Origin of the sequence: Pseudoalteromonas sp. S2721 (assembly GCF_005887425.1) — a bacterium.
Classification (GTDB): Bacteria; Pseudomonadota; Gammaproteobacteria; order Enterobacterales; family Alteromonadaceae; genus Pseudoalteromonas; species Pseudoalteromonas simplex.
Genome location: NZ_PNCZ01000012.1, coordinates 158,223 through 172,219 on the forward strand (window position 1 = coordinate 158,223; position 13,997 = coordinate 172,219).

Genomic DNA, 13,997 nt, shown 5'->3' on the forward strand with positions numbered 1-13,997 from the left:
TACAGAATTGTATGCGGATGTGGTGGAATTGGTAGACACGCCATCTTGAGGGGGTGGTGGCTTCGGCCGTGGGGGTTCAAGTCCCCCCATCCGCACCAAAATTAAAAAGCTGTAACTCACTGAGTTACAGCTTTTTTCGTTTTAGTGCTTCATAAAATAAAATGCGCACCTTTATAGTGCTTTTATTCTAATGTCATTCCCGTGCACGAAATTAACTAATTGATTATTAATTGAAATAAAAATTGGAGTCTTCCTTGCTTAACTAGAGTTGATATCACTACTTTGAGGAAGCAAGATGGCCAGAATGAGTTATTTAAGTGCTATAGAACGTTATGAAGAGAAACAACAGCTTATTCATGAACTGCTTCTTTCTATACTTGCCAGCATTCAGGCATCGTTGACTAACAAGCAAGCCTATCAACAGCTCGTTAATCAATATCCATTTCTAGAATTGCAATATTGCTTGAATGAACAAGGCATTCAGCAAGGTGATAATGTCTGCTTTAAGCGTCAATATAAAAAGAAGCTCACTCATATTGGTGCAGGGCAGGATTTAAGCGCTCGACCTTATTTTTTACTCGCTTCTGCTACGCCGGAGCCGCACTTTACATCGCCGTATATTTCCACGGCGACAAAGCACTTGTGTATTTCTGTTATTAAAACAATTCCCGCAGGTAATAATCTGCAGCAGTTCTTAGTCATCGATGTGTGTTTAACAGAACTGATTGAATTTATTATGGGAGACACAAAACGAGCCAGAATGACACCTTACTTTAAGGTAGGTTATGGCTTGATTGTCACTTGTTTGTTTTGCTTGGTGTTCTATCTGTTATATAAAGTGTTTGCTGGAATGGTGGACTTAGTGATTAGCGAAGACACCCAGTCAGACCCGCTTAAACCATTTACTATTATTATCTTTGTTACTTTAGCGTTGGCTATTTTTGATTTAGGTAAAACAATTCTAGAAGAAGAAATCCTCATGCATAAGGATATTTTTCGCCACAGCTCAACAAGACGTACGATCACACGCTTTATCTCAACAATTTTGATTGCAGTATCGATAGAAGCCTTACTAACCATGTTTAAAGCAGCACTCGGGCAAACTGAGTATGTTATACCTGCTGTATTGATGATGTTTGCTGTGGTAGGTTTGTTGATTGCACTGGCAATTTACGTTTACCTAGGCGCCAAAGCTGAAGATGTGCTGACCCAGGTACAGCGCTTAAAAGTAAAACACTAATGATAGGGCGCTTTGTTTAAAACGCAGTGCCCTGAAATTGATTAAAGTGTACCGCCAATGCCAATACTTGGGTTAACGTACACAGGGCCTACTTTAAACGGCGCATTAATATCTAGGCTTGCATAGGGGGTGCAGGCATTTAAAACTAACACTACAGCCGCAAGAGCAGCTAGGCGAATTATTTTTTTATTCATTACATTTGTTCCTGAATAACAATACCAGCACCCGCTGGATCACGAATAATTGCGACACTGCCACTTCGTACTTTGTCACTTGGTGCCATCAATACGATGCCGCCTGCCGAGGTTACTTTTAATAGGGTTGCATCAATATCGGCTACTTTAATGTAATTCACCCATGTATTACCAATCTCGGCATCTGGTTTTTTTACAAAGCCAATCGCAGGTGTGCCATTTAAGGCTAAGTAGCTGTAATTGCCATTTTTAAGCGGTTTACTTTGTGCTGAATAATTACCAAGTGATTGGTAAAAGGCTTTGCTCTGCTCTGGGTTATCACTCCATACTTCTTGCCAAATCCAGCCGTTATCAGTTTGCTGAGTTTCAGGGTCACCATTTACGGCATTGATCAGTGAAAAAACAGCTCCTTGTGGATCTTCTAATACAGCAATAGTGCCACGGCCTTTAATTTCGGTACTGCTTACTAAGACTTTACCTCCGGCTTTGATAGTTTTTTCACTAACGCCAGCGATGTCTTTACTACTGATAAGGCTCAGCCAATGGCTGGCATTTTGTTTATTATCGAGTTCTGCCATACCTGCAATTAATTTTCCATCTAATGATGCCAGCGTGTAGCTGTCGTTAACGGCTTGAAATTGCCATCCAAACACGCTGGCATAAAATGCTTGAGATTGTGCCAAATTAGGTGTGATCAAATCATGCCACACTACGTGACCTGAGTTCTTTGTTCCTGAATCACTGATTGCGGGTAGTTCGCTTGAAGAAAGCTGGCAACCGGTCAATGAGACCGCAGCGACTGCCATTAAAATTGCAGCACGAAAGGGGGTGAGTAATTTCAAAATTTGCTCCTTGCAAAATGGGATCAAATAAAAGCATAGACTATTACTTGTTTGAAATTCAATCAAATTGAAGTGTTACGATAGAATAATCTAACTACTACTAAATGCGTGGGAATAGGATAAATTTATACTGCCGTTATGTTACTCTTTGAATTTGCGCAATAATTTTAATTGCAATAGTCATTTAAATGAAGAGATTATTCAAATTGTCATACATTTAATTGTTTAAATTAATATAATCAGCATTAAATTAAAAAAATTATACATATTTTCACAAAACTGACATATAATACCCCTCCAGAGGAAAGATGCTTACACCTAAGCGTCTTTTTTTATGCCTGAAATTTACGGGTAAAAATACACACACACGGTATCCTTTGGAGTTTTAATTGAAATTACGTCACCTCTCACAGTTAACTGTAGCTATTGTTGCTGCATTATCTACTTCAGCCTTTGCTGAGCAAGAAAAAACCACTGCTAAACAAGATGCTTTCGAAAAAATCGAAGTAACAGCGCGTAAGCGTACAGAAAGCATTTTTGAGTCGCCAACAGCAGTGACATCAATCGGTGAAAACCTGATTGATAAAGCGAACATGAGTAACCTAGAAGACATTGGCAAATACGTACCTAACCTAAACATCACTCGTTACGGTGTAGGTAATGCGGCACATGCATCTGTATTCATTCGTGGTATTGGTTTACAAGACCATGTGATCACAACTGATCCGGGTGTAGGTGTTTACTTAGATGGCGTTTACCTTGGTCGCCAAATGGGCTCTAACTTATCATTACCAAATGTTGAGCGTGTAGAGGTATTACGTGGTCCACAAGGTACTTTGTACGGTCGCAACACATTAGGTGGTGCAGTAAATATTATTACTAAGCAACCGGGTGATGAAGGCATTGTGACTACAAATGCAAAAGTAGGTAGCCGTGGTCGTTTAGGCGGTGACGTTTACTTTAATAACAGCCTTACAGACACTGTAAGCATGTCGGCAAGCGTGTCTTATAAACAACGCGATGGTGTAGGTGAAGCGATTAACCTTGCTAACCCAGAGAAAGAAATTGGTGAAGAGCAAGAGTTAAGTGGTCGTATGGCGCTTAAATGGCAAGCAAGTAGCGATTTATCTTTTGTGTTCTCAATTGATGGTGTTGATAACGAATCAGGCCAATCACCATACACAATTGAGCTAACGGCGCCACTTGACCCGAATGACCCATTCAATGGTGATTTCCCATTACTTACAGAAGACATGTTACCGAGCGATCCTGATGATTTAGCAACGACGGTAGCGGGTATTGAGTCGACGGCTTACTCAGGCTGGGGTACTTCATTAACAGCTGATTGGGATATCAATAACACCTATACAGCTAAGTTTATCACAAGCTACCGTAGCTCAGAATACGAAGGGGGTCTTGATGATGACGCTGTTGCCCTTAACTTATCAGAGTTCCCTGAAGAAGGCGGTGCAGATCAATATTCATTCGAAATCCAGTTAAATGGTAGCTTCGATAATATGGACTTTGTGTCTGGCTTATACTTCTTTAATGAAGATGGCTTCACAAGTTCTGGTCCGTTTGTATTTAGCCCATTCAACACACCAGATGGCCTTTTGAACGACGGTACTACTGCGTCTTTTGGTGATTACGGTTACTTTGATATCAACCAAGAGACTAACTCATACGCAGCTTATATCAATGCAAGCTATGACCTAAGCGACGATTTAACAGTGGGCGGTGGTCTTCGTTATTCGAAAGATAAAAAAGAAGCCGATGCCTTATTCCCAACGTTTGCAACACGCAAATACGTAAGTGCTGATTTTGATGCAGTAACATGGGATTTAAATGCGTCGTACCAGCTTAGCAATAACATGAACGTGTATGGCCAAATCCAAAAAGGTTATCAAACAGGTGGTTTCCCACCGCGTCCATTTGGTGGTCCTGATCAATTTGTTTCTTTCGATGAAACAAAAGCAATTAACTACGAGCTAGGCCTTAAAGGTCAAGTACACGAAGATGTATCTATGATGCTTGCGGTGTTTGTTACTGACTACACAGACCTAGCATTACCATTCTCAGATCCAACTGCAGGTGGCGGTTTCGTTACTATCGTAGAAAATGCGGGTGAGTCTAAAGCACAAGGTATCGAGCTTGAAACAACAATTGCGTTTACAGATGACTTTACGCTTCGTAGCGCAATTGGTTACCTAGATTCAGAAATCACAGAAGTAGATGACGGCGTATTAGGTATTGGTAAAGGTGACTCGCCAGCACTTACACCACGTTGGACTGTGATGGTCGCTCCTTCTTATTTCATTGATTTAAGTAACGGTGGCACAGTGGCAGTAAACGCTAACTATTCATACCGTAGCGATATGCAAGGTCAATCAGTTTACAACCAAAGTGAACACATTGATTCTCGTGAATTAGTGGGTTTCAACATTTCTTACTTAAACCCGAACGGTGACTTTGAAGTGACTCTTTACGGTGAGAACGTGTTAAACGAAGTATACGATGTAGGTCGATTACAACAATCTGGTTTTGTTGGCGTAATGCGCAGCAATGACCGCAGTGAATTTGGCTTAAAATTCAAAAAAGAATTTGAGCTTTAATTACTAACAAAAAAGGGCAAGTAAATACTTGCCCTTTCTTTTTAATTATTTTTCTCTTGCTCGCGTTTTTCGCGCGCTTCTCTTAATTCTTCAGCCAGTTCTTTTGCTTTTTGTTTGGTTTTTTCAGAAAGCTCACCAGCCGCTTCTTTACTCTCAATCCATGCATCTAAGGCAATTTCTTTACCGTCATCATACATGCTTAAGCCCATCTTTTTACTTTCTTCGAGTAACTCTTGCAGTGAGTCGTCGTTAAACTCATTGGTGGCGTTTTTTACGTCGCTCCAAGCATCATTTAGCGCTTGCTTTACTTCCTCTTTTGCTTCGCTGGCATCTTTCTTGGCTTGCTCTGCGTCATCACAACCTGTTAAGGCAATACAGCCTAATAAAACTAAGCTTGCTAATTTGTTCATATTTTTCTCTAATGGTTAATTAACTATTAAGCAGTATAAGCAATAAAAAATGAATATAGCTAGAACAGCACGATTAAGTTTTCGGTTAATGGATGAAAATGATGCCGAGCTACTTTATGAGCTCGATAACGACCCTGAGGTAATGAAACATCTCACTCGCGGCAAAGTATCCACTATGCAGAGCATTAAAGAGGTGTTTATTCCACGCTTGAATGCGTATCGAAATGAGCAAAAAGGCTGGGGGCTTTGGCAAGTAAACATCATCGAGGGCAATACCTTTATCGGTTGGGTATTAGTCAGGCCCATGGGCTTTTTTGAACAACCTGATTTTAGTGATTTAGAAATTGGCTGGCGCTTTAAAAGAATGAGCTGGGGCAAAGGCTATGCGTCTGAGGCAGCACTTGCCATTGCTAAAGCCGTAAGCGAGCCAGAAGAAGTAAAGTTGCTCAGTGCCACAGCACTTAAAGATAACCTAGGCTCAATAAAGCTGATGGAAAAGCTGGGCCTTAAGTTTGTAAAAAACTATACCCATCAAGATGAGCAAGGTGAATTACCTGCAGTACTTTATTCATGTCCTAAAGAGCAGCTTAGCTAAGTTAATCGTAACTAATTGACCTTATCGGTTTCACATGTCTAAATGGTTAAAATAACATCAAGAAAAAGGAAGTACCATGGCAAGTTTAGTCAAATACGCGGCACATCTATTTATCGTTACCGCTATATTCTTTCATCCATCAAGCTTTGCAAAGCAAGCGGCCGTCGCTATGCCAGATAGCTACAGCAGTGATACGGCGCGCGCTATTTTAGAGCAAGGCGGTAACGCCGTTGATGCGGCAATTGCGGCACAGTTTGTATTAGCAGTGACTTTACCAGAAGCTGGAAATATCGGTGGTGGTGGCTTTATGCTGATCCAAAAAGATGGCAAAGGTGATTTTATTGATTACCGCGAAACAGCCCCTGCTGCAGCTCATCGCGATATGTACCTTGATGATAAAGGCGATGTTATTGATAACATGTCTGTGTACGGTATTCACGCAAGTGGTGTACCGGGCAGTGTTGCTGGTATGTGGCTTGCCCATCAAAAGCACGGCAGCTTAGAGTGGAAGACTCTACTAGAGCCCGCGGTTAAATTAGCCGAGCAGGGCTTTATTGTGCATCCTAAGCTAGCTGCGAGTATCGAGCGTTACATTGCGCGAATGGCCAAAAAGTCGGTAAACATTAACTTTGCTGATTACTTTGCCGATGCCAAAGCAAATAAGGTATTTAAGCAGCCGGAACTTGCAGCCACACTGAAACGTATTCGCGATCAAGGTAAAGCAGGTTTCTACGAAGGTGAGACAGCGAAGATCATTGCGACGTTTATGAAGCAACACGGCGGCATTATTACTGAGCAAGACTTAAAAGCTTATCAAGCTAAATCGCGTACACCGATTAAAGGTAATTGGCGCGGTTACGAAGTGCTCACATCACCACCGCCAAGTTCAGGTGGTATTGCTATTTTACAGTGGCTAAAAATGTACGACTTGGCAAAGCCAGAAGGAACGCTTGAGCACAACTCAACCACCTATGTTCATATTTTGGCTGAAGTTGGTAAACGCGTATTTGCCGACAGAGCTGAATATTTAGGTGACCCAGATTTTTATGCGGTGCCAAAAACAGCTCTACTTGCAGATGATTATCTTAGTAATCGTGCAAGTACAATTCGCCCAGATGCCATTTCAACTACCGAGAACATCAAACCAGGTTTACACGAAAGTGAGCAAACAACGCATTTTTCTATTCTAGATAAGTGGGGCAATGCCGTTGCGAATACCACGACCATCAACTTAAGCTTCGGTAGCGGCGTGGTTGTATCGGGCGCAGGGTTCATTTTGAATGATGAAATGGATGACTTTAGTGCCAAACCCGGTGTGATGAATGTATTTGGTGCAATTGGTGGTAAAGCTAACGAAATCCAACCTCATAAACGCATGTTGAGCTCAATGACACCCACCATTCTACTTCAGGATAACAAAGTTAAAATGGTAACTGGCTCTCCGGGTGGTACCACGATTATTAGCTCTGTGTATGAGTCAATTTTAAATGCGGTTGAATTTGATATGACTGCAGAGCAAGTGGTAGACAGCCCACGCTTCCATCACCAGTTATGGCCTAAAAATGTGATTAGATACCACACAGGTCTTGAACCAAAGGTTGTTAAAGCGCTTGAGAAGATGGGTTATACACTTGATGAACGCCATTTTGGTGATATGCATGTGATCATCAATAAAGACGGTAAATTAGATGCAGCTTCTGAAGCATCAGGCCGAGGTAAGGCGATGGTGTTTTAATTATACCAATCCGCAATAATACTTAATCATTTTGAGGGATTAAACCTGTCGCTACCTGCGTTAAAAATTTCTCATTTAGAACAACTAAATAACGAAATTTTTGTCTTGTTATCAACAAGGTTTTCTTGCCTCAAAATAGACTACTTAATTAAGCGAATTGGCATTACACCTTAAACACAGGTACAAAAAAAAGCACTCGAGGGTGCTTTTTTTGATGGGCTGTTTAACCAATCGCTGGAATAAGCCCCGCCATTTGTAAACCTTGAGCACTAATAATAAGCACACCAAACAGGGCGGCCAGTGCTAAGCCAATATTACCGCCTTTAACTTGGTAACCCACATCAGGTTTGCTGCTTCGTTGCTTATAGACCATAGCAACCGGTAAAAATACCGCTAAAATAACCAGCGCAATGGCGGCGTAGCCAAGTGCCATAATAAACCCTTGTGGATAGAATAGCGCAAAGCCTAGCGGTGGAATAAAGGTGATCAAGGCTGTTTTGATACGATCTTTACTACCATCACCTTTTTTAAATGCATCAGCAAAAAAGTCGAACAAGCCTAAACTCACCCCTAAGAAAGACGTGGCTAATGCTAAATCAGCAAAAATGTTCACAGCGGTGGCAACATGTGGGCTGTGAGCAATGCTAGCAACACTGCTTACAAAACCGGGTAACCCTTGGCTTTGTAGTAAGTCACTTTGACTCATCATACCTTGGCTAAGTAATTGCCAAAAAATGTAAATCACTAAAGGCAATGCTGCACCTGCCACCATTACTTTACGAAGTGTTTTGATATCTAAACCCACGTATTTCACTATCGACGGAATAGAGCCATGAAAACCAAACGAGGTAAACACCACCGGGATTGCAGATAAAATCAGACCTTGTTCAATCGGCATTTCAAGTAAGTGTTGGCCATGAACATAAGGTGTCAGCATATAAAATAAGCTGGCTAGTACGCACACTTTAATCGTGAACAGTACGCGGTTAAGCTTATCGACTTTGCTGGTACCGAGTGTTACCACAGTACCAATCACAACAGCCAGAATAACTGAGCCAACTTGCGGCGCTAAAGAAAGCGATAAACCATTGTTGAGCTTTTCTTGTAATTGCGCGCCTCCACCTGCGATATAGGCAGCGCATAATGCGTAAAACAAAAACATCACCGAAAAGTTAGCGACCCATTGCCCACGTTTACCTAACCATGACTTAGCTAACGTATTGAGGGTTGCATCTCTGTCGGCATATTGATGGAGCTCTAGCATCAGCAATGCTGTGTAGGTCATTAAAACCCAAGTTAAAAAGATTAGTGATAACGCTGTTGTGAAACCAAGCCCTGCGGAGGCGATAGGCAATGCCAGCATCCCTGCACCTATGGTGGTGCCAGCAACAATTAACATGCTACCTATTGTTTTATTTTTAAGCACTTTTTGCCCCTTAAACTTCGTGAGAGGCAAGCAAGATATAACTTGTTTAACAAAACTTAAATAGTTTTGTTATAAATCAAAGAAATTAAATGTAACCTATGATTTACATGTGCAAACAGGCTGTTGAAATCAGCAAAAAACTTTTTGCCAAATAGCATGAGTATTCGTGTTGACAAAATCATCATTTAGGCGGATTCTTAAGCTTCTTCAACTTACTTTATTAAATACCATGATGCAGCTAAACCAACGACCAACAAACAATTGTATGCGCCTGACCTCATCAGTCGTATGGTCTGTTATTTGCTGCGGTTAATTAAGTAAGTTTTACTAACCGCGTTCTAAGCGGTTGGTTATTTCCCTTTTAAATTTTCTTCCGCTTTTTTCGCCTTTTTAAAGGAATAAGCTAGTGCCTGTTAAAGCCTCATATTTTTTAATGGTGGTGATTTGGTCAACAACACCACTGGGTATTGTTTGGAGTAGTGAAACGGTAGCACCAACCTTGGCTGTGTTTTTACGCATGCTGGTGGGGTTGGTGTTGGCTTCGTTTGTCGTTGCTGTTGCCAATATCCGAGTGCCCTGGCATCGCCGTGCTTTATTCCTTTATGGCTATTCAAGCATAGGTATTTTTGGCGGCATGTTATTAAGCTACATGGCCGCTAAAACAGTGCCTTCAGGGTTAATATCATTGATGTTTGGCCTTGCGCCAATTTTATCGGGCTTACTTGCGCAAAAGATCTTGAACGAACCTAAGTTCAGCGCCATTAAGCTTGGCGCACTTGGCTGTGCCTTAATTGGTTTATTTTTAGTGAGCCAGCGCCATATTCAAGGGGGAGTAGAGCAGCTTAGTGGCCTGTTATATGTATTTATGGCAGTGTGCTTTTTTAGTTTGAGCGGTGTGATGATCAAACGGGTAAGAATTGCTATTCATCCAATGGCCACCACATTTGGTGCGTTGGTTTTTGTAACCCCACTGTTTTTTATTACTTGGTTGCTGGTAGATGGCCAACTTAATAGCCAGATGTGGAGTGCAAAATCACTGTACTCAATTGTTTACTTAGGTGTGTTTGGATCATTAATTGGTGCGCTGGCGTATTTTCATGTATTGCAAAAGTTGAACGCTAGCACGGTCGCATTAACAACCCTGATCACACCAAGTTTTGCAATCGCGATTGGTGGTTTACTTAATGATGAGCCCATTGACCAAGCTCTGATTGTTGGCGCGACCATCATTATGATTAGCCTCGCATTTTTTCAGTTTGGTGATAAGTGGTTAAAGCGCTTTAAACGTGTGAAGTCGGTAGAAATGAGTTAAAGCTAGTAGCCGCTTCGGCGGTTACATTTTTGCAATTTGAATGACTAAACGACGGTTTTTGTTTCGGTCTAAAATGTTGTCATTGCTAGCAACATGGCGCTTTTCACCGTAACCATCGGTATCTACTTTGCTTTCATCAACCCCTAAGCTAACAATGTAATCCTTAATCGCTTTAGCGCGTTTTTTTGATAATTCGAGGTTGTTCCAGCGACCACCGTAGCTGTCGGTGTAAGAAGATATTGAAATAGATTCGATGTTGGTGTCGTACTTTAAGTATTCGCCAATTTTATCTAAGCGTTTTTGTGATGATTTAGTCAGCTTGCTGGTATTAGGCTCATAGTTCATCACTGTGAACGAAATATCTTCAAAGCTGTAAGGCAGCATTGCATCTCGGCACTGTAAAAACGCCCAATAAGCTTGCTTAAAGTTGACACTCGATAAACCAACGGCAATTTTATCGGCACTGTTTTGCCAGTCTTGGTAATAAAATGTCGGTTGGTAACCTTTTTCAAGTTCGGTCAGCATTTCCCAAGCAGTTTTGTTGCCAAGCTCGCCGTCAAACTTGCGTAATAGTTTCATATTCGCTAAGTCTCGAGCGGGCATACCTGCACGCCAACTAGGTGGTACGGCTTTTAGACCAGCAATACTGTAGTTATCTGGGCGTACGACCATATCAAGGTTAAAGTTTACGTCTTTATTTTTACTGGCAGTGGTGCTGAAAATTGCTTCACCATAGTAAGGAACTTCATGATTTAATTGGCATTCTAAGCGAGATGTTTTAACCATTTGCCAGTTCGACATATCAGCATTAGCGGTATACTCACGCATGGCTGCATGCGCATTTATACTTGCAACTGAGGTTAATAGGCCTAGGCTTAAAGGAAGTAATGAAAGCTTCATCACGGTAATTCTCCAACAAATCATCAATGCCAAATAATTGGCAATTTTTGTGTTTAATTGCTTCAGCACACTAAACACAGGGCTAGCTGATTAATATAAAGCAAGTAATGTGCCTAAAAACTCAGTAAGAATCTGCGATTTCACACTATTTACTCTAGCAGAGTAGCCGTGGTTTTTGACATAATAGCCAGCTTACACTGGCAAACCAAGAAGACTATGGAAAATACTGAACAAACTCTTTTCGCAAAACGCTTTCGTGGCTTTTTTCCTGTTGTGATTGATGTTGAAACCGCAGGTTTTAATAAAGAAACCGATGCGTTATTAGAAATTGCTGCATCTGTACTGAAAATGGATGACGACGGCGTGTTAAGTATTGATCATACTGTGCATTTTCATGTTGAGCCATTTGAAGGCGCGAATATTGAACAAGCGGCCATAGAGTTTAATGGTATTGATCCTTTTTCTGCGTTGCGTGGTGCGGTGCCTGAAGAAGAAGCGATTAAAGAAATCTGTAAAGTTGTGCGCAAGGCACAAAAAGCAGCGGGTTGTCAGCGTTCAGTGGTAGTAGCACACAATGCAGCGTTTGATCACGGCTTTTTAAATGCCGCCATTGAGCGTTGTAAAATTAAGCGCACGCCATTTCATCCATTTGTTAGCTTTGATACCACATCATTGGCAGGCCTTGCACTAGGGCAAACAGTATTAGCTAAAGCGTGTAGGGCGGCAGGGATTGAGTTTGATAATAAACAAGCTCACTCAGCACTTTATGATACCGAACGCACAGCAGAACTGTTTTGTTTAATCGTTAATCGCTGGCAACAACTCGGCGGTTGGCCATTGCCCGAAACTGAAGCGACAGAAGAGGAGCAAGACTCAGCCGTTAAAACGACTGAGTGATCTTACCTTCAAAAAATCGTACCATGTTAGGAGGGTAAATACGTGAAAACTGTTTACTCTCTTGCGCTATCTTAAGCTCCACCCCTGGATGCATTAATTCATTCACTTTTAAGCGACTTGTTGCTAATAAGCGCGCAATCTTAATTTTCACTAAGTGTTTCTTTTTCTTTGTGTTGGCTGTTTTAATTTTAATCTGCTGCTCGCTGGCAGTGATCTTTTTAATATAATGCGCACGTTGAGCTGGGTCGGGTATTTTATTGGCTTTTTTGCGAGCCTGTTGTAAGGCAGCTGCTTTGGTCATTAATAGTTTTTCAAAGTCATTAATTTGCTGCTGCTTTTGGCGTAAATCATGCCAGTACTGAGCAATGAAAACCCGTGTTTTAGTGCCTGACGGCGCACCAAGCTCGCCGGTTTCAATTCGCATCGCATCTAAAATATTGCCACCAATAATTTTGCCTCGCGGATTATTGGCTTTGCCAACGCGAATAAGGCGACGAGCGCTTAAATCACAATGCAAAGCCTGACGTTCAATGAATAAATCCTGCTCTGTTTTTATATGGCAGTACTGAGCATAACCAACAGAGATAGTGCGCGAAGCAGTGATGTTACAGGTAAAGTTTTCAACGTTTTCACGCTTTCTGCCAACAGCCCCAAGCATCACGGTGACTTCACTTTTACTTTCAATTGTGGCTGATTCAACAAAGCCTAATACAGTGATATCACCCGTTGCTTTGACGCGCATTCCATCTTTTACATCACCACTGATAATGACACTGCCATCAAATTCGACATGGCCAGTACTTACATCAACATGATGAAAGCACAATACATCGTCCACACGCATACCGCGGGGTAGGGCAACAGGCACGCCTTTAGCATCGGCAATTAACATATTGCTATTGTTTGGATCGATACGCGTTCCTTCAAATGGCTCAAGAGGTAAGTCTTTACCGGACTTAGCTGGCATCACATCACCAAACACCGTAAAGCCATCTTCGCCGGGTGTTGCAGGCACTCGTTGCATTAATGGCGTGCCGGGTTTAACGGTAATAATGGCACCTAAATTACGCATGTCGACTTTACCGCCAGAGGTCGCTTGCGGGCTAAGAACGCGGTCTTGTGCTGTAGAGCATAAGCGTACAAATTTAGCATCAGTGCCTTCTTTAGGCATTCTGCCATGGGCAACAATTGCGGTGTAATGGGCGCCGGGTGGTTGCTTAAATTGTTGGCCTAAAAAGGTATCAAGGGCACGTAAACTAATGCCTTTAATCACGCCCGCCGCTGCAAGCACCTCTTGCGCCATATCCATGCTAACAATTTTACCGCCACGGGCTGTTGTTAAGCTTGCTTCAACCACCATGTTTTTAGCATCGACTTTTACTTCAAGGTGAGCATCAACGGCTTTAGCAACCACTAAAGATTGGTTTTGATATTGGCTGCTAGGGATGAACAACTTACCTATATTGGCATCAATATATTCGTAGTTGGCATAAGGCGACTGCTCAAGTAATTCAATTAATTGAGAACTCGTAGTAGGAAAACCCGCATCCCTAGGATGCTCACACAAAGAGACATAGCCACTTTGTTCATCGAATGAAAACATCGACATCTGAAAAGCCCTGTAAAAAACTGCCTGTTATTATAGTTATGTGTTGTTACAGGTTATTTTTGGAGAAGGGTAACAACGTTTCCTATTTCAGCACAACTTTTGTACTATGTTAAGGATTTGTATGATTAAAATGTGAAAATATGTATAAAACTGACTTTTCCTGCTTGAAATTTCAGCAGTCAAAGGCACTTAGCAAAAATTTCCCGATTAATGCCTTGAGTCTGA

Annotated in this window: 12 protein-coding genes and 1 tRNA gene; 7 read left to right on the plus strand and 6 right to left on the minus strand. The window is 41.7% G+C overall.

Features of this window, described 5'->3' with window-relative positions:
- Positions 1–13 precede the first annotated feature (13 nt).
- Together CWC02_RS06005 and CWC02_RS06010 are read left to right on the plus strand one after the other, a co-directional pair.
- Positions 14–98, plus strand: a tRNA-Leu gene (locus CWC02_RS06005).
- Positions 99–295: 197 nt separating this feature from the next.
- Positions 296–1,240, plus strand: a complete 945-nt coding sequence (locus tag CWC02_RS06010) for a general glycosylation pathway protein (protein ID WP_138617003.1) — start codon at positions 296–298, stop codon at positions 1,238–1,240.
- A 41-nt stretch (positions 1,241–1,281) separates the two neighbouring features.
- On the opposite strand, the gene CWC02_RS20735 is transcribed toward CWC02_RS06010, so the two are convergent.
- Together CWC02_RS20735 and CWC02_RS06015 are read right to left on the minus strand one after the other, a co-directional pair.
- Positions 1,282–1,434, minus strand: coding sequence for a hypothetical protein (locus CWC02_RS20735; protein ID WP_166338975.1), 153 nt, complete (start codon positions 1,432–1,434; stop codon positions 1,282–1,284).
- Positions 1,434–2,276 carry a VOC family protein gene (locus tag CWC02_RS06015; RefSeq protein ID WP_249364080.1) on the minus strand — a complete coding sequence of 281 codons (843 nt, stop codon included), beginning with the start codon at positions 2,274–2,276 and terminating at the stop codon, positions 1,434–1,436. Before CWC02_RS06015 ends, CWC02_RS20735 begins: the two co-directional genes overlap by 1 nt.
- A gap of 389 nt (positions 2,277–2,665) precedes the next feature.
- Between CWC02_RS06015 and CWC02_RS06020 the strand changes: the two genes are divergently transcribed.
- Positions 2,666–4,888, plus strand: a complete 2,223-nt coding sequence (locus CWC02_RS06020) for a TonB-dependent receptor (RefSeq protein WP_138617005.1) — start codon at positions 2,666–2,668, stop codon at positions 4,886–4,888.
- A gap of 41 nt (positions 4,889–4,929) precedes the next feature.
- Here the strand turns inward: CWC02_RS06020 and CWC02_RS06025 are convergent, their stop codons facing one another.
- Positions 4,930–5,298: a hypothetical protein gene (locus CWC02_RS06025; protein WP_138617007.1), complete on the minus strand. Its 369-nt coding sequence runs from the start codon at positions 5,296–5,298 to the stop codon at positions 4,930–4,932.
- Positions 5,299–5,347: 49 nt separating this feature from the next.
- Here CWC02_RS06025 and CWC02_RS06030 point away from each other — a divergent pair, with 49 nt between their 5' ends.
- Positions 5,348–5,893 (plus strand): GNAT family N-acetyltransferase, encoded by a 546-nt coding sequence (locus tag CWC02_RS06030; protein ID WP_138617009.1) that lies wholly within the window; start codon positions 5,348–5,350, stop codon positions 5,891–5,893.
- A gap of 76 nt (positions 5,894–5,969) precedes the next feature.
- The gene (gene ggt, locus CWC02_RS06035; protein ID WP_138617011.1) at positions 5,970–7,628 is read left to right on the plus strand and encodes a gamma-glutamyltransferase; all 1,659 of its coding nucleotides are present in this window, start codon (positions 5,970–5,972) and stop codon (positions 7,626–7,628) included.
- A 223-nt stretch (positions 7,629–7,851) separates the two neighbouring features.
- On the opposite strand, the gene CWC02_RS06040 is transcribed toward ggt, so the two are convergent.
- A complete protein-coding gene (locus CWC02_RS06040; RefSeq protein ID WP_138617013.1) occupies positions 7,852–9,054 on the minus strand; it encodes an aromatic amino acid transport family protein in 1,203 nt (400 codons plus the stop codon).
- A gap of 406 nt (positions 9,055–9,460) precedes the next feature.
- Between CWC02_RS06040 and CWC02_RS06045 the strand changes: the two genes are divergently transcribed.
- Positions 9,461–10,366: a DMT family transporter gene (locus CWC02_RS06045; protein ID WP_138617015.1), complete on the plus strand. Its 906-nt coding sequence runs from the start codon at positions 9,461–9,463 to the stop codon at positions 10,364–10,366.
- 21 nt (positions 10,367–10,387) lie between these two features.
- Here CWC02_RS06045 and CWC02_RS06050 read toward each other — a convergent pair whose 3' ends face one another.
- Positions 10,388–11,266, minus strand: a complete 879-nt coding sequence (locus CWC02_RS06050) for a flagellar protein MotY (protein WP_054561850.1) — start codon at positions 11,264–11,266, stop codon at positions 10,388–10,390.
- A gap of 216 nt (positions 11,267–11,482) precedes the next feature.
- Here CWC02_RS06050 and rnt point away from each other — a divergent pair, with 216 nt between their 5' ends.
- The gene (gene rnt, locus CWC02_RS06055; RefSeq protein WP_138601594.1) at positions 11,483–12,163 is read left to right on the plus strand and encodes a ribonuclease T; all 681 of its coding nucleotides are present in this window, start codon (positions 11,483–11,485) and stop codon (positions 12,161–12,163) included.
- On the opposite strand, the gene CWC02_RS06060 is transcribed toward rnt, so the two are convergent.
- On the minus strand, positions 12,147–13,772 hold the full coding sequence (locus CWC02_RS06060) for a FapA family protein (RefSeq protein WP_138617017.1): 1,626 nt from the start codon (positions 13,770–13,772) through the stop codon (positions 12,147–12,149). The genes rnt and CWC02_RS06060 overlap by 17 nt on opposite strands.
- Between the last annotated feature and the right edge of the window lie 225 nt (positions 13,773–13,997).